Source organism: Alteromonas halophila (assembly GCF_014651815.1).
GTDB lineage: Bacteria > Pseudomonadota > Gammaproteobacteria > Enterobacterales > Alteromonadaceae > Alteromonas > Alteromonas halophila.
Genome location: NZ_BMXP01000008.1, coordinates 69,312 through 93,422, shown reverse-complemented (window position 1 = coordinate 93,422; position 24,111 = coordinate 69,312). Strand labels below are relative to the sequence as shown.

At 50.2% G+C, this 24,111-nt stretch carries 17 protein-coding genes and 1 pseudogene; 9 read left to right on the top strand and 9 right to left on the bottom strand.

Annotation, left to right across the window (positions count from 1 at the left end):
• Window positions 1-75: 75 nt before the first annotated feature.
• The gene (locus IE054_RS14190) at window positions 76-495 is read right to left on the bottom strand and encodes an MAPEG family protein (RefSeq protein WP_189407541.1); all 420 of its coding nucleotides are present in this window, start codon (window positions 493-495) and stop codon (window positions 76-78) included.
• 156 nt (window positions 496-651) lie between these two features.
• On the opposite strand from IE054_RS14190, the gene IE054_RS14185 reads away from it, so the two are divergent.
• Complete coding sequence (locus IE054_RS14185; RefSeq protein ID WP_189407539.1) at window positions 652-1,299, top strand: LysE family translocator; 648 nt, start codon at window positions 652-654, stop codon at window positions 1,297-1,299.
• Between the two features lie 39 nt (window positions 1,300-1,338).
• Here IE054_RS14185 and IE054_RS14180 read toward each other — a convergent pair whose 3' ends face one another.
• Window positions 1,339-1,857 carry a fasciclin domain-containing protein gene (locus tag IE054_RS14180; protein WP_189407538.1) on the bottom strand — a complete coding sequence of 173 codons (519 nt, stop codon included), beginning with the start codon at window positions 1,855-1,857 and terminating at the stop codon, window positions 1,339-1,341.
• A 317-nt stretch (window positions 1,858-2,174) separates the two neighbouring features.
• Between IE054_RS14180 and IE054_RS14175 the strand changes: the two genes are divergently transcribed.
• Window positions 2,175-3,335: a tetratricopeptide repeat protein gene (locus tag IE054_RS14175; RefSeq protein WP_189407536.1), complete on the top strand. Its 1,161-nt coding sequence runs from the start codon at window positions 2,175-2,177 to the stop codon at window positions 3,333-3,335.
• Between the two features lie 71 nt (window positions 3,336-3,406).
• Here IE054_RS14175 and IE054_RS14170 read toward each other — a convergent pair whose 3' ends face one another.
• The 5 genes from IE054_RS14170 to IE054_RS14150 form a co-directional block, all read right to left on the bottom strand.
• Window positions 3,407-4,246, bottom strand: a complete 840-nt coding sequence (locus IE054_RS14170; protein WP_189407534.1) for an isopenicillin N synthase family dioxygenase — start codon at window positions 4,244-4,246, stop codon at window positions 3,407-3,409.
• A 146-nt stretch (window positions 4,247-4,392) separates the two neighbouring features.
• Entirely contained in the window at window positions 4,393-5,604 is a 1,212-nt protein-coding gene (locus IE054_RS14165) for a NupC/NupG family nucleoside CNT transporter (RefSeq protein WP_189407532.1), read from the bottom strand.
• Between the two features lie 13 nt (window positions 5,605-5,617).
• Window positions 5,618-6,241 carry a uridine kinase gene (udk, locus tag IE054_RS14160; RefSeq protein WP_189407530.1) on the bottom strand — a complete coding sequence of 208 codons (624 nt, stop codon included), beginning with the start codon at window positions 6,239-6,241 and terminating at the stop codon, window positions 5,618-5,620.
• A gap of 132 nt (window positions 6,242-6,373) precedes the next feature.
• Window positions 6,374-7,330: a hypothetical protein gene (locus IE054_RS14155; RefSeq protein ID WP_189407528.1), complete on the bottom strand. Its 957-nt coding sequence runs from the start codon at window positions 7,328-7,330 to the stop codon at window positions 6,374-6,376.
• Complete coding sequence (locus tag IE054_RS14150; RefSeq protein ID WP_229805172.1) at window positions 7,317-8,180, bottom strand: PhnD/SsuA/transferrin family substrate-binding protein; 864 nt, start codon at window positions 8,178-8,180, stop codon at window positions 7,317-7,319. Before IE054_RS14150 ends, IE054_RS14155 begins: the two co-directional genes overlap by 14 nt.
• A 435-nt stretch (window positions 8,181-8,615) precedes the next feature.
• Here IE054_RS14150 and IE054_RS14145 point away from each other — a divergent pair, with 435 nt between their 5' ends.
• The 3 genes from IE054_RS14145 (at window position 8,616) to IE054_RS14135 (ending at window position 16,323) form a co-directional block, all read left to right on the top strand.
• Window positions 8,616-11,744, top strand: coding sequence for a TonB-dependent receptor (locus IE054_RS14145; RefSeq protein ID WP_189407526.1), 3,129 nt, complete (start codon window positions 8,616-8,618; stop codon window positions 11,742-11,744).
• A 124-nt stretch (window positions 11,745-11,868) separates the two neighbouring features.
• On the top strand, window positions 11,869-12,903 hold the full coding sequence (locus IE054_RS14140) for an IS110 family RNA-guided transposase (RefSeq protein ID WP_189407524.1): 1,035 nt from the start codon (window positions 11,869-11,871) through the stop codon (window positions 12,901-12,903).
• 408 nt (window positions 12,904-13,311) lie between these two features.
• Entirely contained in the window at window positions 13,312-16,323 is a 3,012-nt protein-coding gene (locus tag IE054_RS14135; RefSeq protein ID WP_189407522.1) for a TonB-dependent receptor, read from the top strand.
• A 67-nt stretch (window positions 16,324-16,390) separates the two neighbouring features.
• Here IE054_RS14135 and argR read toward each other — a convergent pair whose 3' ends face one another.
• Window positions 16,391-16,855 (bottom strand): transcriptional regulator ArgR, encoded by a 465-nt coding sequence (argR, locus tag IE054_RS14130; protein WP_189407520.1) that lies wholly within the window; start codon window positions 16,853-16,855, stop codon window positions 16,391-16,393.
• A gap of 322 nt (window positions 16,856-17,177) precedes the next feature.
• Here argR and mdh point away from each other — a divergent pair, with 322 nt between their 5' ends.
• Window positions 17,178-18,116: a malate dehydrogenase gene (gene mdh, locus IE054_RS14125; protein ID WP_189407517.1), complete on the top strand. Its 939-nt coding sequence runs from the start codon at window positions 17,178-17,180 to the stop codon at window positions 18,114-18,116.
• A gap of 377 nt (window positions 18,117-18,493) precedes the next feature.
• Here mdh and ppc read toward each other — a convergent pair whose 3' ends face one another.
• On the bottom strand, window positions 18,494-21,118 hold the full coding sequence (gene ppc, locus IE054_RS14120; protein WP_189407516.1) for a phosphoenolpyruvate carboxylase: 2,625 nt from the start codon (window positions 21,116-21,118) through the stop codon (window positions 18,494-18,496).
• Window positions 21,119-21,350: 232 nt separating this feature from the next.
• On the opposite strand from ppc, the gene bamJ reads away from it, so the two are divergent.
• The 3 genes and pseudogenes from bamJ (at window position 21,351) to IE054_RS14105 (ending at window position 24,099) form a co-directional block, all read left to right on the top strand.
• Window positions 21,351-21,971 (top strand): BamJ family beta-barrel-assembly machinery protein, encoded by a 621-nt coding sequence (bamJ, locus tag IE054_RS14115; RefSeq protein WP_189407514.1) that lies wholly within the window; start codon window positions 21,351-21,353, stop codon window positions 21,969-21,971.
• A gap of 221 nt (window positions 21,972-22,192) precedes the next feature.
• Entirely contained in the window at window positions 22,193-22,732 is a 540-nt protein-coding gene (locus IE054_RS14110; RefSeq protein ID WP_189407512.1) for a TRAP transporter small permease subunit, read from the top strand.
• Between the two features lie 2 nt (window positions 22,733-22,734).
• Window positions 22,735-24,099: pseudogene (locus IE054_RS14105) on the top strand (TRAP transporter large permease).
• Window positions 24,100-24,111 lie beyond the last annotated feature (12 nt).

Sequence of the window (24,111 nt, the reverse complement as noted above, 5' to 3'; positions counted from 1 at the left end):
CTTATCCGGGCGGATAAAACTCCTGTTTTTAATGGTCTCAGTGTATCCGGTATTATTGTTAGGCACAAACACTGACTAGCCGAGCAGGCCAAGCGCTGTGACGATGTACAGCGAAAGTGTCGCCAGCAGTCCAATGCCGTAAAAGTAACTGCGGGGACTGGGGTTTTTCTCGGTAGCAATCGCATAATACAGACACATATGAAGAAGCCGGCTCAGCGCAAAAATCCACACAATGATGGATAGCGTGGTCGGGTCGACACCAACAAACATGGCTAGCAGCGCTGGGATAAGAAAGGGCGTCAGATTTTCCAGCGAGTTCTGAAAGGTGCGGTGACTGCGAAATACAAAAGAGTCATGGCTAAGGTTGTCATCAACCTTACCCGGTACATAACGGCTTTGTCGGCGGTGTGCTACGGCAGCAATGATCCCCTGAAGCACCACAGTCAGGCCAACCAGCCAGAGCCCCCAAAGTGAAATACTGTAAGTTAAAAACACGCTTGCTCCTTTTATTTCGCATTGTACTGCGCTTATTCGTTACACTATAGATTCGCCCGCTGACAATGGTTGGATCAGTTGTACTCTGGCATTTAAGCGCGGTAAGTCTGTGAATCGTTGGGGTTAATCTCAATATTTTATACGTCGTGAGAGTGTATGCCACCATTAGAATTACTGTTTGGTTTCAGTTTATCTGCGCTGTTGCTCAGTTTGTCCCCAGGTCCTTCTAACCTGTATATCATGGCCTGTACCATGGAAACCGGGCGTGCGTCCGGTGTTGCAGCAGCGGGGGCAATGGCGCTGGGCAGTCTTATCTATACCATACTGGTAGCACTGGGGCTGGCGTCTGTTATTGCGGTATCACCTGTGCTGTTTATCGCTATCAAGCTCTTTGGGGCGGGGTATTTGCTCTATCTTGGTCTGTCAGCCTTTCGGCAGGCATCGGTGTCGGCATCGAATGAGGCGACAAAGACAACAGGCAATGTATTCTGGCAAAGCCTGGTAGTCGAACTGACCAACCCTAAGACGGCGCTCTTCTTTGTTGCGTTTTTGCCTCAGTTTACGTCTGCGCAAGCCGGTGATCTGGTATGGCAGCTCATGGCACTGGGGGGCATTTATGCGGTGATTGCTTTTTGCAGTGATCTCGGTGTGGTGTTTCTGTCCAGTCAACTGGCTACCTCAGTTAGGAAAAAGGCAAACGACCAGCAGCGCTGGATGGGGTATCAGAAGCAACTTGCCGCGCTTATCCTGTTTGGGCTGGGCCTGTATATTCTGGTGACAGAAGCGCTGGCTTTGATGATGTAGGCAATGTTGCCATGGGCAACATTGCCGGGTACTCCCTGGTTACAGGCTGCTCATTAATTGTGGGGGCAGTAATACTTTGTCGATGACATGAATGACACCATTAGACGCCATCACATCGGCCTTAATGACGTTTGCATTATTCACCATCACTTTCCCCATAGAGGTCATCAGCGTAATCTCTGAGCCCTCGACAGTGCGCGCTGTGTCAGTTTTCATAGCCTGTTTGGCTGACACTTTTTGTGCCAGCACGTGGTAGGTCAGCACTTTTTTAAGCTCATCTTTATTTTCTGGCTTTAACAGCATCTCCAGCGTGCCGTCTGGCAATGTGTTGAAAGCTTCATTAGTGGGTGCAAAAACGGTATACGGGCCGTCTTGCTTGAGCACGCTGACAAGGCCTGCCGCTTTCACCGCTTTTACCAGCGTGGAAAAGTTGTCGTTTTCAGCGGCGACGCCTACGATGTCTTTTTTGCCAGACTCTTCGTGGTGACCGGCAAATACAGGCATTGCAAGGCACAAAACAAAGGCAGCACGGTAAATAAAGGATAATGCACGTTTCATAATAACTCCTGGGTTGTCGTGACATGGTTCAATTCAACATTGAGACACTCGCTACTACGGGCACACATCCGAAATCGTTGATTAATAATTATTCATTTTCTCAGCTTGCTCCCGGCATTGCCGGGAAGAGGTATTCGCATCTTCTTTTACCCTTTGTCGTGATACCGGCACATTTTATCGTTACATTTTTGTAAAGATTTTCAGGCTACCTATACTTTAGGAAGATGCGATAGAGTTATTCGTATCTTCCTTAGGAAACGACACGCTAGTGATAATACGTTGTTTCTGTGATGTTGTAATAGCTTTGGAGGTGTCGTATGCGAAGCGTCCGACTTGGTATTGTTACCCTATATTGCTGGTGGCTGACAGGATGCGTTACTACTTTACAGGTGCAGGACGCTGGCGATGAATTACCACTCTATGACGCGCTTTTTGACGGGCACAGTGAAGTTGAGGTGGTGTCAGATAAAGAGATCTTTGCGTTAAGTGAAGAAGCTAAAGCGTTTGTTGATGCGCATATTTCCGATCATAAAAATTACGAGACGAATATCAGCAACCTGGTTTATGCGATATTTGACCGCGCTGAAATGGGGTTGCTGTATAAAGGTGACGCCAATTCCATAGCCAGAAATACGTTTTTGAACCGGGCTGCAAACTGTCTGTCGCTGTCTATTATGACCTACGCCATGGCTGATTATGCTGGCTTTGACGCCTGGTTTTATGAAGTTGATATTCCTGAATACTGGACCCGCCGGGATGGCTTTAGTCTGCTTAATGGGCACATCAATCTGCGTATTACCACGCCGATGGAATTGGAAATTACCCGCCTGAAAGACGATTTTGTCGATGTCGACTTTGATCCACAGACGATCCGTAAGCACTTCCCACGAAACCGGATTAAAAAAGATCTGGTGGTCGCCATGTTTTACAACAACCGCGGTGCAGATGCCATTTTAAAGCACGACTATGACGAGGCGTATGCGTATTTCAAAGCCGCTGCAAACCGCGCACCTCAGCTGGCTCAGACCTGGATAAATCTGGGCGTTTTGTATCGTTTTAAGCAGGCATACGATGAAGCCGAGCGGAGCTATCACTACGCGCTGGCGATAGATGAAGATAACCTTACAGGGTGGGAGAATCTGGCGGTGTTATACCGGCATAATGGTCAGGCAGAGAAAGCCAGAGAAATCATGGCGTCAGTGGACAGTCAGAGGCGAAACAATCCGTTCTATCACTTTATATTAGGGGAACAGGCCCTCTACGAAGAGAAATATGCAAAGGCAATACAGCATTATAAGCAGGCAAAACGTTTAAAAAAACACCACGAAATCATGTTCGGACTGGGTAAAACATACTTTGCTATGGGGGATATTTCTCGGGCCAGGCATTATCTGGAACAGGCTGCGCGGTATGCATCGAATCATCAGGATGAAAAACGCTACGAGTCGAAACTTACAATGTTACAGTCCAGTCGCTAATTGAACTGGACCTGCGCTTCGAACAGTAAAATGGGGCCATTCTGGCCCCATTGTCATTTTCTGGTCCGGGATTAAATCACGCCCAGCTCTTTTAATCTTTCCTGCAGGTAGCTTTTGGCGGTATGACGTTCAGAGAGCACAACGTCAGGACGCGGATGCAAAAACAGCGGCAGGGAAATGCGCGACTTGGTCATATCGGCATTCTCAGGGTTTACCACACGATGGGTGGTGGACGGGAAGTAATGCCCGGATGCTTCCTGCAGCATGTCACCAATATTAACAATAATGTTGCCAAAGTCGCTGGGCACATCCAGCCAGCTGCCGTCTTTGGCTTTTACCTGCAGGCCGGGTTCGTTTGCCGCCGGTAATATGGTCAGCAGGTTAATGTCTTCGTGTGCGGCGGCACGAATAGCCTCTGGCTCTTCATCACCACTTAGTGGGGGATAGTGCAGTACACGCAGCAGTGTTTGATCGCTGTCTTTAATCATGTCAGACAGCGGCTCGCTGTAATGCTTGCTGACGTCCGCCGGAGAATGATTTTCTACCCAGCGCAACAACTCGCCGGCGAGCGTTGTGGTTTTTTCGTAATATGACGCCAGTTGCGGGCGCAGCTCGTCCGGGCACTGGCCCCACGGGTAAAAATGGTAGTATTCTTTAATGTCTTTTTTGGTGAAGCCTTTGGCTACTTCAGAGACACTTTGGGGGAAGAAGCCGTCCTGACTGCCTTTGTTATACAGGTACTTGTGCTTTTCTTCGCCGTCGAAAAATGTTTGCCACTGCGAATAAATGTCCGCCACCATCTCCTGATTGATCGGGTGGTTTTTAAGCACGCCAAAGCCCGTTTCTCGCAAAGACTCAACAAACAATTCGGCAGCGTTGTCTGCCTGATAATCTACAGCAACTAATTGCATAACTTCTTCCCGTTTACATTGACCGCGGCATTATAATGATAGACCGAGTTTATGGAAGGTGTACCGATTGACCAAAATCAATTACCGCCCATAAAAGGCGGTAATGTATACAAAGCTGACTAATTAGTCCACTTTTGACGGAAGAATTAACCCAGAGACAGGAAAATTCCAGCCAGGGTTGCGCTCATCAAGTTGGACAGGGTTGCGGCAAACACGGCTTTTAGCCCCAACCGGGCAATCTCTTTGCGACGGGTAGGGGCCATGGCACCAATGCCCCCCATAAGAATGGCAATCGATGAAAAGTTAGCAAAACCGCATAGTGCAAAGGTGATGATAGCGCCTGAATTTTCTGACAGTGATGCTTCATTTTCCAGGAAGCTGAGATACGCAACGAACTCATTTACCACCACTTTCTGGCCGATAAAGCTGCCTGCCAGCGCGGCTTCATCCCACGGAATCCCAATGGCCCACGCCAGTGGTTGCAATAAAAAGCCCAGAATGCCTTCAAACGTTACGTTTTCATATCCAAACAGACTGCCGGTCCAGCCAACCAGTCCGTTAAGCATGGCGATAAGTGCAATAAACGCCAGCAGCATCGCGCCTACGTTAAGTGCCAGTTGTAACCCTGAGCCAGCCCCGCTCGCGGCAGCATCAAACACGTTGGCATACCCCGTGTCTTCTGCATCTACGTCATTGAGTTCATCATTGGCTTTTTGCGTTTCCGGCATCATGATTTTGGCCATCAACAAACCGCCAGGGGCTGCCATAAAGCTGGCAGCCAGCAAATACTTAAGTTCTACGCCCATGCCTGCGTAACCAGCCATGACTGATCCAGCAATCGAGGCGAGGCCGCCCACCATGATCGCAAACAGCTCGGAGCTGGTCATGTGCGGAATAAAGGGACGTACTACCAGGGGGGCTTCGGTTTGCCCAACAAAGATATTGGCCGAGGCACTCAACGACTCCGGACGCGAGGTGCGCAGAACTTTCTGCAGAAAGCCGCCAATCACTTTGATCACCAAACCCATAATTTTAAGGTGATAAAGCACCGCAATCAGTGAGGAGAAAAAGATGATCACTGGCAGCACGTTAAACGCGAAGATAAAGCCGATAGACTGATCACCCACAGGGCCGAACAGGAAGTTAATGCCCTGCTGGCTGTAATCGATGATATTAGCAACAAAGCGGGTCAGGCCCAGTAACGCCTGTTTGCCCTGCTCAACATAGAGGATCAGGCCGCCGATAATTGCCTGCAGCGCAAATGCGCCACCCACAGTACGCCAGTTAATGGATTTTCTGGCTGAAGAGAGCGCATAGGCAATGCCCAGCAGTAGTGCAATGCCCACTAAACCTGACATAACTTCACTTCCTTTAAGTCAGTGCCTGCTGAATATGCGACTTGATCACATCCAGGGCAATTTGGTTTTTCCCGCCTTGGGTTACCACGACGTCGGCTGTGAACCGACTGGGCTCTATAAACTCATGGTACATAGGTTTGACGGTTTGTTCGTATTGTTTTGCCACCGATTCGATGGTCCGTCCACGCTCTTTTACATCGCGGATCATGCGCCGCATCAGACATATATCTAATGGCGTATCAATGAAAATTTTTACATCATAGCTGGGCAATAGCTCTGGCCGCGCAAGCAGCATAATGCCTTCCAGTATAATCACAGGCGCCGGGTTGAGTCGCTCGGTTTCGGGCAACCGGGTGTGGGTTTTAAAGCAGTAATGAGGATAGTCGATGGGCTCACCACTGCGCAGGGCCTGCAGGTGTGCCCTTAACAGTTCATGTTCAAATGCATTGGGGTGGTCATAATTATTCTGTTCCCGGGTCTCCATAGGCAGATGATCCTGGGCACGATAATAATGATCTTCCCGTAATACCTGCACAGGCTTACCCTGTGAAGAGAAAGCATCAAACAAATTTTTAGTAAATAGCGATTTGCCAGAGCCTGATGCTCCGGATATCGCAATAATCAACGGCGCTTGCATAAAATAAGACGTGTAATTTATCTGCTGCAAAGATACGCGTTTGCACGGTGCGAATCAATCTTAAGTTCGGATTATGGCAGGGAAGTGCGTGGAAAGCGGGCCGAACTGCGGCTTTATATCAGTGTGAGTTGCTTAATTTCCAATAATTTCGATGTCTTCTTCGTGCAGTACCGGCAGCGCATAGGAATGTTGTTTAGAGCGGGAGCCTTCACCCTGTGCACGTGGCGGGTAATACAGCTCTTTTTCTTCGTTAAAGGTAAAAAACACTTCGTCCAGCGCTGCACGAATTTCACTTAAGGTTTTATCCAGGTTTGCATTAAAGTCGGGCCGCTTGCGCTTAGTATGACCCAGTTCAATTAGCCGGCTGAATACCCGGTTGGCCAGCGTGAGCAACTCTTCCGGGACCTGCTGATGATGCTGTAACGGCGCGCCGGGGTTACCAATGCAGTATTTAAGCAACGCGGTATAAAAGCAAAGTGGCTTGTTTTGCAGTACTACCTGAGTATCATCGACGCCGTTGCCGAGGGTTTTATCCTTTAAATTAATGACCAGTTTCGGCGTTGCGGGCATATCAGAACTGGCCTGGTGACGGGCCCGTTGACGGGTACGTCGGTAAGAATAAATACGCAGCGGCAGTGCCAGGGCCGTTATCAGCAGTGCGGTAACGCTTAGCGACAGGTAAGCACTCAGCGGTCGTGCACTGGCGACGATAGTTATTTGCTGCTCTGAGGTGGTAAGTACAAGCGAATGACTGACTGAGAAACGTGACGCGTCACTATTGCCGGTTACATCCTGAATACGCAAAATGCGGGCTGGATAGTGCATATCTGAGAGCGCCATATTGACGCGGCTGATGTAGCGCTCTACCGCCGACTTATTTACCGGTGTGCCAAGCGCAGCATTACCGATATCCACATAGGCCTGGTCGAGACTGACCCGGCGCTCAATATTATCCAAAGCGCGGTGTGTGGCGAACCACCCTGCCGCAATCTGTCCTATGCTTGCGGCTGTCTGCAGCACCAGGTAGAAGCCGAGCAGTGGCGCAATGATTGGCAGCCAGTGACGCCTGACGATATTAAAGCGTAACATTTTCACACTCCACCATCATGGTCACGTTCTGATAATACGAACGCGGATGCATATCTGAAATCGACTGGATGACTTGCTGTGTTGCACATAACAGATCGGTATTGCGGGTTTGTAGCTTCAGAAACCACTGCATACCACTGACATTGTCAATCAGCGCCGTTGCATAATTCCTGGACAAAATAGCATCGTCATTGCTTCCCCAGTATGAGGAAATAATATCAACATCGCCGGCCAGAAGGGCACTGCGTAGTTCCTGATGAGAGTTGTAATAATTCAGTTCGACATTGTTTTCGGTCAGACCCAGAGATTTAAGCACCGTTTTCGGCACGATATGGCCTGAACGGCTACTTGGGTAATCAAGGATGCCGATACGTTTGCCCAGCAGGAACTCTTTAGTCAGCTCAGGCTTTTCACGTAACGCAATGAAATACGCACTGTAGTCGGGATGCGAGGCGATATTTTTAAAGCCATAAATATCATCGGCACCGAACGCCTCTACGACATTACTTTTTACCAGCGCCAGATCCACCACACCGTGGTTAATATAGCGGAACGTGTCGTAGTCGTTTTGCCCCACCACCACATTGACGTTGCCAAACTGACGCTTCACGACTGGGTTATTGCAAAACTTTTCGATTGCCATTTCAGCGATGGAGGCATCGGTGACATAGACGTCGTACGATTCACTGTTGGTTGAAATTGTCGTGGGACACTGCAAACGCAGGCCAGTCTGAGGCTTGATGGCGGGAACTGTCACCGCATTTTGCCAGTACGAAATCACACCGCAGGCAATAGCAGCGACCAGCAATAACAGCCCCCAGGTTTTGTGAAGGAAAACAGATAAAGACAAATTTACGTTATAAATGCCGCTTTATTTAATGACGCAATTTCACCAGTTAAGCTTATTTAATGCAACCGGTAAGTTTATCTATAGCCAGTAAGGTGTTGTTTATATTGGATATTTTATAAATAAAACTGAATGTCGTTAAACGCTGGTTATTAGTTTGTATTGCACAGAGAATACCCGCGCTGTTACATCAGGATTTTTCAGTAAATAATTCAAATAACATTATTGACCGAGTGGTCAGGAAAGTAGTAAAAAATTTAATATTAACAAGATGTTAAAAATTTGATTTTTATTAATTCTGTCATATTCGTGAAATATATCTGAAGAACAATTGCGGCGCCTAAAAGAAAACAGCGCGTGCCTGTTTGAGCACGGCAAAGATGTAGTGAAAAGTGAAACAAACATGGCATTTTTCGCCTAAATACAAGGGAAACACACATGATCTCTAAAACTCAGCTAAGTCGCGTAGCGATGGCTGTTGCATTGTCAGTTGGCGTTGCAACGTCAGCCATGGCAAACACTGGTCAGTCGTCTTCAATGCGCGGTACCATTGTTGGTCCTCAGGGTAATGCTGCTGCGGGCAGTGCAATTACCATCCTTCACCAGCCTTCCGGTACGGTAAAAGAAGTACAGGTTAATGCAGAAGGTAAATTCTCTGCGCGTGGTCTGCGTGTTGGTGGTCCTTACACCATTATCGTTGAATCAAGCAAATTCCAGAGCCAGGTTATCGAAGACGTTTACCTGGACCTGAATGACACATTTAACCTGAATGCACAACTTCAGTCTGTGTCAGATGTAGAGCGCATTACTGTTACCGGTACCCGCGACTTCTTTGCGAACAGCGGCGCGAACTCAGTATTTGGTGAAGACGCTATTCAGAACATGCCGACGTTTGATCGTGATCTGAAAGATGTTGTGCGTTCAAACCCTCTGGCTGTGGTAAGTCCTGACGGCACTGAGCTGAGTGTTGCTGGCTCAAACCCAAAATACAATGCACTGACTGTAGATGGTGTAGGTATTAATGACACCTTTGGCCTGCAATCGAACGGCTACCCTACTACCCGTCCGCCTATTTCTCTGGATGCAGTAAGCCAGGTATCTATTGAGTACACGCCGTTTAACGGTCGTGCTGCCAAGTTTGGTGGTGGTAACATCAACGTGGTAACCAAGTCGGGTACTAACGAATTCCACGGTACAGCCTTCTACGAAGAAGTACCGATGATGGGTGATGCTAAAGATACACGCCTGTCTGAAGAAGAGTTCGATGTTGAGAACGAAGAACAGAGCTACGGTTTTACCCTGGGTGGTCCAATTCTTGAAGACAAACTGTTCTTTTTCGCTTCTTACGAGAAATGGGAAGAAGAAATTGCGATCAACTTCAAGCCTGAGTTCTATCGGGATGAGACACTGGCCGCTGCCAACCGTGTCATCAATATTCTGAACGATACTTACGGTCTGCAGGATTCAATCGGCGGCGCACCGGCTCCGGATGAAGATGAAAAGACGCTTATCAAACTGGACTGGAACATCAACCAGGACCACCGTGCTGACTTTACTTACAGCAAGCAGGAAAACAACGCTGCGCGTAACTATAATGACAGCGACGATACTCTTCGCCTGGCATCAAATGCGTGGTCGCAAGTGCAGGAAAACACGTTCTACACAGCGCACGTGTACTCAGACTGGACAGCAGATTTCCAGACTGAACTGAGCATCTCTTACAAAGAGTTTGAACAGGCGTCAGTGACGGCTACTGACTGGGGTGAAATTAATGTTGATACCGTGCCTGGCGGAGACAATGGAGATACCATTGTAGCCGGTGCTGACGAAAACCGTCATGCCAACGTCCTTGCCAACGAAGTGTGGAACATTGGCTTGCACGGTACGTACCTGGTTGGTGATGTTGAGTATCGCTTCGGTGTGGAAATGGAAGACACCTGGAACTACAACCTGTACGGGCGTGACTCATCAGGCACCTGGGAATTCGATGATTTATCTGCCTTCGCTGCAGGCGAAATCGCTCAGCTTGAATATGCCAATGCCTTTACCAACAACAAACAAGACATCGCGTTTGACGTAGATAGCACCACCTATTCAATCTACGGCGACGCCAACTTTGAATTGTTCGACAACTTTATGGTTACTGCCGCACTGCGCTACGAGTACCTCACCGTTGACGATTCACCAGTCCTAAACGAAAACTTCCAGAACACTTATGGGTTTGCCAACACTGAAAATCTGGATGGGTTCGACATTATCCTGCCGCGTGTAGGGTTTGACTGGGAAATTACAGAAGACTTTACTCTGCGTGGTGGCGTTGGCCGCTACTACGGTGGTATGCCGCTGGTTTGGATATCGAATGCCTACACCAATGATGGTGTAACCAAAGATAACGTGCTGCTGACCGACCTTGATCCTTCTCAGGTTGACTTTAACAGTGTTCCTCAGGTTGCACAGGATGCGCTTATGCAGGGCGCGGGCAGTACTAACCAGATCGATCCGAACTTTGAGCTGCCATCTGACTGGCGCTATCAGATCGGTACCGAGTACGTGTTCGACGTGCCGGGACTGGGTGAAAACTTTGCCTGGACCACCGAATTTACCTATGTCGACAAGCAGGACGCGGCGTACTGGGTAGACCTGTCTCGTGAAGACAATGGTCGCCGCACGCCGGAAGGCCGCATTATCTGGGATAACGTGTATGACGGTACCCAATACGAAGGCAACTATGATCTGCAGTTGACTAACTCGGATGACGGTGGCCGCAACATCCTGCTGACAACTGCATTACAGAAACAGTGGGATAATGGTTTCAGCATCAACGCATCGTACACGCACCAGGACATCACTGAAGCGAACCCAGGTACCAGCTCTACCGCTGAGTCGAACTACCAGTACGAAGTAACGGTTAACCGTAACAATCCGCTGGTTGGTACAGCCTACTATGAAATCGAGCATCGTCTGGTTCTGAACTTAGGCTATAAGCACGAGTTCTTCGAAGGTTATGAAACCAACGTGAACCTGTTCTTCGAGCGTCGTTCTGGCCGTCCATTCTCGTGGACATTAGGTTCATTCCGTGATGATGACTTCGGTGACCAGCCAGAATTTGATGATTCAGATATCTATCTGCCGTACCTGCCATCAGGTGCTGATGATACGGCCTTTGATTTCGAAGCGGGCCTGAGCTACGACGAAATCATGGCGATTGCAGCAGAAGCGGGTGTTGAAGGCGCAGCCGGCGGCTACATTGAGAAATACTCATCAACACAGCCGTGGCTGACAACCATGGATCTGGCAATTTCTCAGGAAATTCCAGGCTTCCTGGAAGGCCACAAAGGTCGTCTGTACTTTACTATCGACAACTTTGCTAACCTGCTGAACGATGACTGGGGTAAGTCTTACCGCATGCGTTTCCCTCAGCAGATCCTGTATGACTTTGACATCAACGACCAGGGTCAGTACGTACTGCAGGAAGCGTTCGGTGGTACCGATACACGCAATTACGATGAGTTTGATGTGTCTGAGTCAACCTGGCGCATCAAAGTGGGTGTAAGATACACATTCTAATAATAGTGCACCCACTATCGTGACACTTAAACCGGCTATCGCAGGATAGCCGGTTTAATTAGATGGTCCGCCTCACCTCTGAGCTTCTACGCTTAGAGTTAGGCAAACAAAGAGGCGAACCATCATGTCTTCTATTAAAGTCCTTGGTATTGATTTAGGCAAATCATCGTTTCACGTCATAGGCCGTGACTACTCTGATAATCAGGTAATCCGTAAGAAGTTTTCTCGTTCTGCATTAATTCACTATCTTCATCAGTTATCTCCATGCACAATTGCGTTTGAAGCATGTGGCGGCGCACACTGGCTTGGCAGACAATGCGAGTCGATGGGCCATAAGGTCAAGCTTATCCCTCCACAATACGTAAAGCCGTTTGTTAAAAGTAATAAGAACGATTTTATTGATGCGGATGCGATATGCGAAGCATCAACAAGGCCGAACATGCGCTTCGTCAGCGTAAAGTCAGAGCAGGCACAAATCATCTCTGCTATTCATAAAACCAGGCACGGATATATCAAAGACCGAACAGCCTGCATGTCTCGCATCGGTGCTTTGCTACTGGAGTTTGGCGTTGCCCTTCCAACAGGTCATAGTGTGATGAAACAACTGTTTAGCTGGCTGGCGCAGCAGCGGCAGCCCCTTCCGCCGTTATTAATGCAAGAGCTCGTGGAGTTGCACGAGCATTACCTGCTTCTCAACGCAAATATTGAGAAACAGGACAAAAAGCTTAAGCAATTGGTGGAGGGTGATCCGGTTGCTCAGTTGCTGAAGACGATCCCGGGCATTGGCGATATGACGGCCAGCCTTTGTGTTGCCAATATTAGCAGTGCAACGGACTTTAAGAACGGTAGGAATATGGCAGCTTGGTTAGGATTAGTGCCTGCGCAATATTCAACAGGCGGTAAGCCCAAATTACTGGGCATAAGTAAGCGAGGTAACAAGGAGCTTCGAACCTTGTTTATCCATGCGGCCAGGGCGGTAATGTCGAGGCCTGAGAAGACGGGAAAAATCTACGGAGAGTGGCTAATGAATCTGCGAGCAACCAAGCCGTTCAATGTCGCTACAGTCGCATTGGCCAACAAGTTAGCTCGCATAGCATGGGCAGTCATGAAAACAAAACAAGCATTTAGCGACAAAGCGTTAGCACCGGGTTTGCAATGATAAAAGAGATGACGAAAACGGTAGAACCACTGGATTAAAACCTGACACAAAAAACAGCTCACAGAAGCTTTCGGTTTTTTGAGGATAATCCAGCGCGGATCTCATCGTGGAGCGGGTTGCGAAAGCGCCTAATCAGACTCCGAATACATTAGCGCAAAACCAGCCCCGTTATCGAAATTAATCATTGCAATAACGAGGCGGACCATACATTTTTGTATTCATTCCAATGAAATAACAGCCAATTGTCACACAGTGGTCACAATTTATTATTAACCTGCTAGTGTTAAGATGACAGAAAAACAACAAGTCATAAATCTGTCATATAGCTGTCATAAAGTACGACCCGATCCCCGGCAGGTCAGTCAAGCCGTCGCTCTGCAGGGCCAATTTGGAACAAAGGAAACACTCATGAACTCTATTGCTAAACTCAGCCGCGTCGCGCTGGCTGTCGCGCTTTCTGTTGGCGTGGCAACGACCGCGGTGGCGCAGGAAACGTCTTCCGGCATTCGTGGTAATATTACCGGTCCTCAGGGAGCGGCAGACGCCGGTGCCAAAATTACTATCCTTCACGTACCTTCGGGTACCGTGCGTGAGACTACCGTTGGCCAAAGTGGCCAGTTCTCACTGAGCGGCCTTCGCGTGGGCGGTCCTTACCAGATTATTATCGATTCTGACCGGTTCGAAGACACCATCGTCGAAGAAGTCTATCTGACACTGGGCGAACCCTACACAGTGGACCTGGCACTGCAGGCAGAACAGGATGTAGAGAACATCGTCGTCACAGGTCGCGCCTTAAGTGGTATGGCGTTTAATGAACGTGGTCCGTCAGCCAACTTTGGCGCTGCAGAGTTGCAAAATGCCCCGGCGATTAACCGAAATATTACTGACATCATTCGTCTTGACCCACGGGTTTATGTGGATGAGTCCGCCGGCGATCAAAACTCGATTCGCTGTGCCGGTAAGAGCCCGCGTTTTAACAGTTTTACGCTGGATGGTGTTCGGGTTAACGACTCGTTTGGCCTGAACGAGAACGGCTATCCGACTGAGCGTATGCCGTTTCCGTTTGATGCAATTGAACAGGTTGCCGTTGAGCTGGCGCCGTTTGACGTCATGTATGGTGGCTTTACCGCCTGTAATATCAATGCGGTAACCAAGTCTGGTACCAATGAATTTCATGGTAGCGCATTTTATGATTACACCAGCGACAGCTTCCGTGGTGACTCGCTTGAGGGTGAAGATGTCAATCTGGGTGAATATTCTGAAAAGCGTATGGGCTTTACGGTAGGCGGCCCGCTGATTGAAGACAAGCTGTTCTTCTTCGCCGCTTATGAAAAACTGGAAGGCGCGAACCTGTTTGACCGTGGGCCTATCGGCTCGGGTGCCGTCGATGAGATTAACATCACCCAGGCCGAGCTTGATGAGATCGTCAGCATTGCAAACAACCTGTATCAGTATGATCCGGGTCAAATCCCAAGCAGTCTCGACAATGAAGATGAAAAGCTGCTGGTGAAACTGGACTGGAACATCAACACCCAGCACCGTATGTCATTAACCTACAACTATAATGACGGGAATAACTTCACAGAGTCCGACGGCGATAACGATGAATTTGAATTCCAGAACCACCTGTATGAGCGTGGCGCCGAGCTTGAATCATGGGTCGGTGTGCTTTATTCAGACTGGACGGATAAATTTACTACGGAAGTGCGCATTGGCTACCTTGATTTGCAAAACCGCCAGAACTCGGTAGGGGGCACGGACTTCGGTGAAATCCGGGTTGAAACCGATGATGTTGACGTATACCTGGGCGGCGATGACAGCCGTCAGTCAAATGTCCTGGGGTATGATCTGTTTAATGTGTCGCTGCGTGGTTTCTATTACATGGACAACGGCCATGAGCTGACCTTTGGTTACGAGCGCGAAGCACTGGACGTGTACAACCTGTTTGTTCAGCACTCTGAAACAGAAATTCGTTTTGATGGCATAGAAAACTTCCGCAACGGTTTTGCTGATTCGATTTACTACAATAATGCGCCGTCGCAAAACCCTGAAGATGCCGCCGCTGACTGGGGCTACGCCTTAAATACTGTCTATGTGCAGGATGACTTCGACTACGACGATTTCACCTTTATGGTGGGTCTGCGTTACGACTGGTATACCAGCAGTGACGAGCCGGCGGAAAATCCGGATTTTGTTGCAGACTATGGCTTCTCTAACACGGCCACGCTGGATGGAGAAGGCCTTATTCAGCCGCGTCTGGGACTGACCTACAGCCTGACCGATGACACCACGCTGCGCGGTGGTGTGGGTCTCTACTCTGGTGGTAATCCGAATGTCTGGTTGTCCAACAGTTTCTCTGCCAACAACGTGCTGCAGTTTGGTCAGCGCGGCCGTTCGTTTGGCTACACCGATGGTTCCCGCTCATTGTTTGATGACGATGTAGTGTATGAGGGGCTGGAAGACGGTGTACCGAATGGGCCAGGCTATGGTGTGCCAAAAGAACTTTACGATGCCGTTGCCAGCGGTGTTGGTGACAACTTTGAAATCAATTACCTGGATCCAAACTTTGATATCCCGTCAGAGTGGAAACTGTCGTTGGGCGTAACCCATATCTTCCCGGATAACTACCTGTTTACGGCAGATTTACTGGTTAGCCGCCTTCAGGACCAGGCGATTATTCTGCGTGGTGACCTTGAGCAGATTGGTACAACAGATGAGGGCTACCCACAGTATGACAGCGTGCGTGAGCCAAGCTTCGTGCTGACCAACTCTGACACAGACAGTACGTCGTATATGCTGTCCTTTGGTGTCGCTAAACAGTACGACAACGGTGTGGACTTCACTGCTGGTTATGCCTATAGCGATGCGGAAGATGTGCAGCCGATGACCAGCTCAGTTGCAATTTCGAACTATACCAACCGTGCGTTCTTTGATCCGCAGGAACAGGTATCGTCTACGTCCAACTACAATATCCGTCATCGCTTTACCGCTACGCTGAACTACGAAACAAACTTCTTTGCAGAGTATGCAACACGCTTCTCACTGTTTGGCGCGCTAAGTGAAGGTCAGCCGTACAGCTATGCATTTGACGGAACAGGCTCTGAGCCTTACGTCTTTGACCCTTACCTTGACTATGTTGAGAACATCATGGAGCCGGGTGCAGAGAGAAACGAACACTATGGCTCATGGTGGGGTAAGCTGGACTTGCGTATTTCGCAAGAACTGCCGGGTTTTGCTGAAGGCCACAGTGCCAGTGCGTTCTTCGTAGTGGATAACCTGACTAACCTTATCAATGACGACTGGGGTATTCTGGAGCAGGTTGACTTCCCGAATACCGTAGGCCCCGGTGATCGTGCAGAGTCACGGGTAGGTGATGCGTCACTGTACGAAATTCGTGTGGGTATCGAGTACCGCTTTTAAGTAATACCACGATAAATAAGAAAAAACCCGCTTCGGCGGGTTTTTTTATATGAGTAAAAAAGCCGTGTCAGACGCTGTCAAACAGATCTTCAACCCGCTGGCGGACCGCCTCGATTTCAGTGACATCGGCAGGGGCGATAAAAATCGTATCGTCACCGGCAATGGTGCCGGCCACGCCGTCTTTTTTGCTTAGCGAGTCGAGAAGCCGGGCAATTAATTGTGCCGCGCCCGGGCTGGTACGAATGATCACCATCACGTTATTGTGTACCACGTCCAGAACCAGTTGTTTGAGCGGGCTTTTGGCGGTTGGCATACCCAGCTCCGGTGGCAGGCAGTAAACCATGTCACCCCGTGCGTTGCGGGTGCGTACCGCACCATACTTGCTAAGCATGCGTGAGACTTTCGACTGGCTGATATTATCGAAACCCTGTTCTTTAAGCGCGGTAACAATATCGCCCTGCGAGCCGTAACTTTCTGCTTTGAGAATTTCCTTGAAGGCTTTGATGAGTTGTTCTTGCTTTACGTTCGCCATGTATTCTTGCTGTTATTGGAGGGTCACAATATTGTGCCCGAGAGGTGCACGTTGTTCAATTTAATTGCATAACCATTCATGATGTTGAATATCACGTTGGTTCGGGCCTTAATCGCCCGACTACGACCATCCGGTGATTGAGTTTTGTCAGCCGTTGCTTTACTGTTACGGCCCCGAGCCTGTTTATCTTTGTTTAGCGGACATGCCGCCGGCCATAAAACTGGCAGGCAATTGCAGATGAGGGCAGTGTCGTTTTCTGCATAATCGGTGCGCAAAGATAAACAGGCTCTAATCACTTATGTTATTCCATAGGAGAAATGGTATGAAAGTAGCCGTGTTAGGTGCTGCCGGTGGTATTGGTCAGGCGTTGTCTTTGCTGTTAAAAACACAAATGCCAGCGGGTTCTGCTCTGGCGCTGTACGACGTGGCGCCGGTTGTTCCCGGTGTTGCTGTTGACTTAAGCCACATCCCCACTGATGTAAAAGTAACCGGTCACGGTAAAGAGGATCTGGGCGATGCGCTGGACGGTGCAGACATCGTGCTAATCCCCGCGGGTGTTCCTCGTAAGCCGGGTATGGACCGTTCTGACCTGTTCAATACCAACGCTGGCATTGTGAAAGCGCTGGTAGAAGGGTGTGCAGAGCATTGTCCAAACGCCTGCATTGGTATTATTACCAATCCGGTAAATACCACTGTGGCTATCGCAGCAGAAACGCTGAAAGAAAAAGGCGTGTATGACAAAAACAAGCTGTTCGGTGTAACCACGCTGGACGTGATCCGTGCTGAAACGTTTGTTGCTGAGCTGAAAGGCTTAGATCCTGCTGCGCTGCATGTGCCAGTAATTGGTGGTCACTCAGGTACTACCATCCTGCCGCTGCTGTCGCAAATTGAAGGTGTTTCACTGACGGATGATGAAGTGGAAAGCCTGACACACCGCATTCAGAACGCAGGTACCGAAGTGGTTGAAGCGAAAGCCGGTGGTGGCTCTGCCACGTTGTCTATGGGTCAGGCGGCCGCGCGCTTCTGTCTGTCACTGATTGCTGCGATGCAGGGCGAGAACGTGGTTGAGTACACGTATGTACAAACCGACGACAGCGATGACGCCGCATTCTTTGCTCACCCAGTGCGCCTGAGCGCCAATGGGGTAGACGAAATACTGTCTTACGGCGAACTAAGCGATTTCGAAACGAAAGCTAAGCAGGATATGCTGGAAGGTCTGCGCGGCGATATCAAAATGGGCGTTGACTTCGTCCACGGCTAATTGCGACGGGCTGTAGTGCGCGCCGCAATGGCGACATAAACGCAGCCACGCCGTAAACCCATCCATGGGGGCTCCGCCACCGCATCGTAAGCGGTGGCGGGCTATCTAAATACAGTCACCACGCAGAAACGTCTTTGCGGCGCAAGCCGCCAACCTCCTACAGCCAATGCAATGCCACGGTTGTCAGATGGAGGTACCGGCCTGCGCCGGTATGACGATTCTTCGTAGAAAAATTAGCTACCGTCTTTGCGGCGTAAGCCGCAACCCCCTCAACAGCCCCGTAGGGTTTGCACTACCGGAACGCCGTCACCGCATCTTTGGCAAAAAAAAGCCGCTGAAATGACAGCGGCTTTTTTATTGGGCGTTGCAGGCTGGGTTTAACCGGTATTACGCATACCAATCGCAATGCCCGCAATGGTGACCATCATGGCCTGCTCAAGTGCGGTATTTTGCGCATCGTCACCGGCTTTTCGTACGCGGTCGAGCAGCTCAATTTGCAGATAGTGCAGCGGCTGCAGGTAGGCGGCACGAATTTCCATAGATTCACGGCCCTGCAGGTCGTCTTCCATGATTTCCTTATGCTTAGTCAGCTCAAGCAGTGACGAGATGCTTTGTTTTAACTCATCACGTAAGGCTTCACCAAAGTGCTTAAGGTCGTCCGGTACCAGACGCGCGTCATAGGCTTCGCTGATGCGCGGATCGGCCTTATGGAACACCATGTCCAGCATCGACAGACGCGAACGGTAGAAAGGCCACTCAGCGAACATTTCACTGACCACTTTCTCGTCGCTTTCACTTTTCACTTTATCGATGGCGCGCATGACACCTAGCCAGGATGGTAATACCAGGCGGGTCTGCGCCCAGGCGAATATCCACGGAATGGCCCGCAGGCTTTCAATGCCGCCGGTGGGCTTACGCTTGGCCGGGCGACTGCCCAGCGGTAGCTTACCCAGTTCCTGTTCTGGCGTGGCCACGCGGAAGTAAGGCACAAAGTCTTCATCTTTACGTACGGTGGCACGATAGTTATCCCGGCCCTGGGCCGCCATTTTGGATATTAAATCGCGCCATTCCTGTTTTGGCGCCGGTGGCGGGAACAACATGGCTTCAATAATGGCACTGGCGTAAATCCCTAAGCTGCGTTTGGCCAGCTTGGGCATGCCGAATTTATAACGGATGGTTTCGCCCTGCTCGGTCACCCTGAAACCGCCGTCCAGTGAACCAGGCGGTTGCGAATGAATGGCTGCGTGCGCGGGCAGGCCGCCTCGACCAATGGTGCCGCCACGTCCGTGGAACAGGGTCAGGCGTACATTGAATTCTTCCGCCAGCGCGACCAGCGCTTCCTGCGACTCATACTGCGCCCAGCCCGCGGCCAGGGCACCAGCATCTTTGGCTGAGTCGGAATAACCAATCATCACGTATTGCTGGCCATTCACGTAGCCGCGGTACCAGTCGATGGACAGCAGTTTGCGCATGACATCCGGTGAATTATTTAAATCATCCAGCGTCTCAAACAGCGGGGCAACTGGCATCGGCCAGTCGACACCACTTTCGCGCAGCAGCAGTTGCACGGCCATCACGTCCGAGGCTTCACTGGCCATCGAAATAATGTATATGCCAAAACCTGTTTCACTGTTATCAGCGATAACCCGGCAGGTATCCAGAACTTCGCGAACATCGTCTGAGGCATCCCACTTTTCAGGGAACAGCGGACGCTTCGAGTTTAACTCGCGCAGCAGGAAGGCCTGTTTGTCGGCTTCGCTCCATTGTGCGTAATCGCCCAGCCCAAGGTAGCGGGTAATTTCACTGAAGACCTGCGCGTGACGCTCGGAATCCTGACGGATATCCAGGCGCAGCAGATGAACACCAAAGCAGCGTGCACGGCGGATAGTATCGAGCAACATACCGTCAGCCACCACCTGCATGCCGCAGTCACACAATGACTGGTAGCACAGTAGCAGCGTATCAAGCAGTTCCTCGTTGCTGGTTACCCAGTCGCGCTGGTCTGGTGACCCCCCTGCCAGGTATTCACCAATGCCGTCGCGGGTTTTGATAAAGCGGCGTAGCAACGGCCGTAAAATGGCGCGGTACGGTTCGTTAGCGTCTTCGCCCACCTCCGCGCGCAGGGCGTCGTTGCAGTCGTACATCGACAGTTCAACCTGCAGACGGTCTAAGTCCATCGCAAACAGCTTGGCCGCGCGTTTGCGTGCCAGCAGCAGTACCTGACGGGTAATGTCTGAGGTCACATTCGGGTTACCGTCGCGGTCGCCGCCCATCCAGGAGCTGAAGCTGACCGGCGCCGCGTCAAGCGGCAGCGACACACCATAATCTGCCTGCAAACGATCATCCATTTCGCGCAGAAATTCAGGAACGGCTTCCCACAGTGAATTCTCAATGACTGAAAAACCCCAGCGTGCCTCGTCTACCGGCGTAGGACGTACTGAACGGATTTCCTCGGTATGCCAGGCCTGGCTGATAAGATCGGCAATACGGGTTTCCACCCGGGTACGCTCGCTGTCGTTCAGTGTTTCCTGGTGGATAGACTGCAGGCAGCGGGCCAGTTCTTTATGCTTATGAATAAGCGTGCGGCGTGTTACCTCGGTAGGGTGAGCGGTCAGTACCAGGTCAATATTGAGTTTGCTGACGGCTTTCTCAATATTGCCTTTTTCTAGCTCTGCTTTTTCCAGATGAGCAAACAGATCATCCAGCGGCGCATCAACATTCAGCGCACTGTTATATTCCTGCTCCGCAATATTACCAAGATTAAGAAACTGCGCAAAAGCGCGGCCGACAGTGAGCAGCTCGTTATCACTCATGTCTTTGAAAGTTTCTTTCAGTTTGTCGCTGCAGTCAGCGTCACCCTGATAAGACGAACGTCCGTCTTTTCGGATTGATTCTATGCGGTCAAGCCAGTCCTGACCGAGCTGGTTTTTAATGGTTTCACCCAGCACTTTCCCAAGATAACGAACCGTATCTTTCAGCTCTGTATCATAATGTGATTGCATGGCATCCTCCTGCTTTCAGGCTATTCACCTTACTGCGAAGCAGCGTTATTGTCTAACTACTTTGAGTTATAACTTACAGCAATAGATCCGGTTCACTCTGTGTTCAAAATAACGCCAGGCAAGGCCAGCATTGCTGTGGTAAACTATCGTGTTATCGCCAGACTATGGTTTTAGCTTGGTACTGACTGGTTAAAAAATAGTCTGAAAATGTAATAAAATTTCAGGAGTATTTGTGGCAGATTCATTCGATACAGTGGAAACGCAGGCCAGCTACGGCATTGGTTATCAAATGGGCGAACAGTTAAAGAGTAACCCATTTGACGGTATGGACATCAATGCGGTAATGAAAGGGCTGGAAGATGCATTCACCGGTCAGGAGCAGCAAGTGGACAATAACACCATGCGCAATGCCTTCGGTGAAATTCACGGCCGCATGCAGGCTGCAAAAGAAGAGCAGTCTAAAGCGATCATTGAAGAAGGCGAGAAATTCCTAAAAGAGAACGCTGAGCGGGATGAAGTCACCGTGACAGAATCAGGCCTGCAGTACGAAGTAATCGCCGAAGGCGAGGGCGCATCACCCACGGCTGAAAGTACAGTGCGTACTCACTATCATGGCACGTTTATCGACGGCAAGCTGTTTGACAGCTCCTATGAACGCGGGCAACCGGCAGAATTCCCGGTTGGCGGCGTGATTAAAGGCTGGACTGAGGCATTGCAGTCGATGAAGGAAGGCGCTAAATGGAAGCTGTATGTGCCGCATCATCTGGCCTACGGCGAGCAGGGTGCAGGCGCGGCGATTCCGCCTTACAGCACTCTGGTATTTGATATTGAGTTACTTGACGTATTGTCATAAGAAGTACGTAGCAGCGCGGCGGCAATGCCTGCCGCGCTCACCCGATTTGTTCCACCCCTTAATTGTCTGCACAGCCGAAGCCACACGGGCCTCCTGCATCATGAAATAAGTCAACAGCTCTGAGCAGCGATAGTCGCATTTGAACCCCTGCTATTTTTTGGTTGGCAATTCACCAGGAAAATCATTACGCTACATAAAAAATGTAAGCAGCCTGTTAACACATGACGCGGCAGTCGCCAGATAATACCGAACCAGCCTCTCTCCCAGCTTTTTGCCGGGTCACAGACACTATCAACCGCCGGATTTGCCAGTGGGTGAGTGTAGCAACCCTTGCCATGGTGCTGATCACGTTTGCCGTGGTGGTGCTTCGCTATGGGTTTAATGTGGGCTGGATTGCCCTGCAGGAATCGGTAATGTATTTGCACAGCGCGGTTTTTATGCTGGCTGCGGCGTATACACTGCGCAGTGACGGCCACGTGCGGGTTGATGTGTTTTACCGGCGACTGTCCCCTGTCTCCCAGGCCAAAGTCAATCTACTGGGAACGTTGGTGCTTATGCTGCCAACCTGCAGCGTTATTTTCTTATATAGCCTGCCGTATGTCACTGCAAGCTGGCGCCTGATGGAGTCTTCCATTGAAGCCGGGGGACTGCCGCTGGTGTTTGTGCTTAAGACATTGCTTCCTGTCACCGCGGCCATGCTGATGCTGCAGGGGCTGGCAGATATCGTGCGTTACACACTGATGATTAAGCGGGCACACTGATTATGGAATGGATGGCCATAGTCCTGTTTATCTGTATTTGCGGCATTTTGTTACTGGGGTTCCCGGTTGCTTTCACGCTGGCGGGGACGTCACTTATCTTTGCAGGGCTAGGCGCGCTTACCGGCACCTTTGATACGTCCTACTTAAGTGCACTGCCAAACCGGTTGTACGGGATCCTGACGAATCAGACACTGATTGCCGTTCCGTTGTTTATTTTTATGGGCATGGTGCTTGAGAAAAGCAAAGTTGCCGAAGAGTTACTAAACGCCATGGCAGCACTGATAGGACGCTTTCACGCCGGGCTGGGTGTCTCTGTGGTGCTGGTGGGGATGCTGCTGGCTGCCAGTACCGGCATTGTGGGGGCGACCGTGGTCACCATGGGCCTGCTGTCGTTACCGGTGATGCTAAAGCGCGGCTACCCGCCATCTGTTGCGACCGGTACAATATGCGCGACCGGCACGCTTGGTCAGATTATACCGCCATCCATCGCACTGGTACTGCTTGGCGATGTATTGTCCAGTGCCTATCAGAAGGCGCAGCTGTCGATGGGGATCTTCTCACCCGAATCGGTGTCTGTCGGCGATTTGTTTGTGGGAGCTATCGTACCCGGCCTGGCGCTGGTGGTGCTGTACACGCTGTACGTGCTGTTTGCATTGCGTAAAGCTGATGACGCGTCTGTGCCAGAGGCTGAATCTATGCAGGCAGGCACAGGAAAGTTGCTGGCTGCGCTGGTGCCACCGCTGCTGCTTATTGTGCTGGTGCTGGGCTCGATTCTGACCGGCTTTGCCACGCCTACTGAAGCCGCAGGCGTCGGTGCGACTGGTGCCCTTGTATAAGCTGGTTTGCAGCGTAAGTTATCGCTAACTACTCTTAAGCAGACGATGATGGAAACCACGACGGTCACGGCCATGGTGTTTCTTATCCTGATTGGTGCGTCGATTTTTTCTTTAGTTTTTCGCGGATTTGGCGGAGAACGTCTGGTACAGGATTTCCTCACATCACTGCCCGGCGGCGTGTTCAGTGCCATGTTAATTGTCATGCTGTTGGTCTTTGTGCTGGGCTTTATTCTGGATTTTATTGAAATTACCTTTGTCGTGGTGCCCATTGTGGCACCGGTGCTGCTGATGATGGATGTTGATCCTGTCTGGCTGGGCATCATGCTGGCCGTAAATCTGCAGACTTCCTTTCTGACCCCGCCATTTGGCTTCGCGCTTTTCTACCTGCGCGGAGTTGCGCCGCCATCGGTGAAAACCTCACACATTTATCGCGGCGTCATGCCATTTATTGGCTTACAGTTAGTAATGCTGGTTGCCCTTGCCATCTGGCCGGAACTGGCCACCTGGCTGCCCAACTACCTTTATGACTAGGGAATAAATAAT

Excerpts from the sequence above, each read along its gene's own strand:
- IE054_RS14145 (WP_189407526.1), top strand. The coding sequence starts at position 8,616 with ATGATCTCTAAAACTCAGCTAAGTCGCGTAGCGATGGCTGTTGCATTG.
- IE054_RS14155 (WP_189407528.1), bottom strand. The coding sequence starts at position 7,330 with ATGTTACGCTTTAATATCGTCAGGCGTCACTGGCTGCCAATCATTGCG.
- udk (WP_189407530.1), bottom strand. The coding sequence starts at position 6,241 with ATGCAAGCGCCGTTGATTATTGCGATATCCGGAGCATCAGGCTCTGGC.
- IE054_RS14180 (WP_189407538.1), bottom strand. The coding sequence starts at position 1,857 with ATGAAACGTGCATTATCCTTTATTTACCGTGCTGCCTTTGTTTTGTGC.
- IE054_RS14110 (WP_189407512.1), top strand. The coding sequence starts at position 22,193 with ATGACGCGGCAGTCGCCAGATAATACCGAACCAGCCTCTCTCCCAGCT.
- IE054_RS14175 (WP_189407536.1), top strand. The coding sequence starts at position 2,175 with ATGCGAAGCGTCCGACTTGGTATTGTTACCCTATATTGCTGGTGGCTG.
- mdh (WP_189407517.1), top strand. The coding sequence starts at position 17,178 with ATGAAAGTAGCCGTGTTAGGTGCTGCCGGTGGTATTGGTCAGGCGTTG.
- IE054_RS14170 (WP_189407534.1), bottom strand. The coding sequence starts at position 4,246 with ATGCAATTAGTTGCTGTAGATTATCAGGCAGACAACGCTGCCGAATTG.
- IE054_RS14140 (WP_189407524.1), top strand. The coding sequence starts at position 11,869 with ATGTCTTCTATTAAAGTCCTTGGTATTGATTTAGGCAAATCATCGTTT.
- IE054_RS14185 (WP_189407539.1), top strand. The coding sequence starts at position 652 with ATGCCACCATTAGAATTACTGTTTGGTTTCAGTTTATCTGCGCTGTTG.
- IE054_RS14135 (WP_189407522.1), top strand. The coding sequence starts at position 13,312 with ATGAACTCTATTGCTAAACTCAGCCGCGTCGCGCTGGCTGTCGCGCTT.
- ppc (WP_189407516.1), bottom strand. The coding sequence starts at position 21,118 with ATGCAATCACATTATGATACAGAGCTGAAAGATACGGTTCGTTATCTT.
- argR (WP_189407520.1), bottom strand. The coding sequence starts at position 16,855 with ATGGCGAACGTAAAGCAAGAACAACTCATCAAAGCCTTCAAGGAAATT.
- IE054_RS14165 (WP_189407532.1), bottom strand. The coding sequence starts at position 5,604 with ATGTCAGGTTTAGTGGGCATTGCACTACTGCTGGGCATTGCCTATGCG.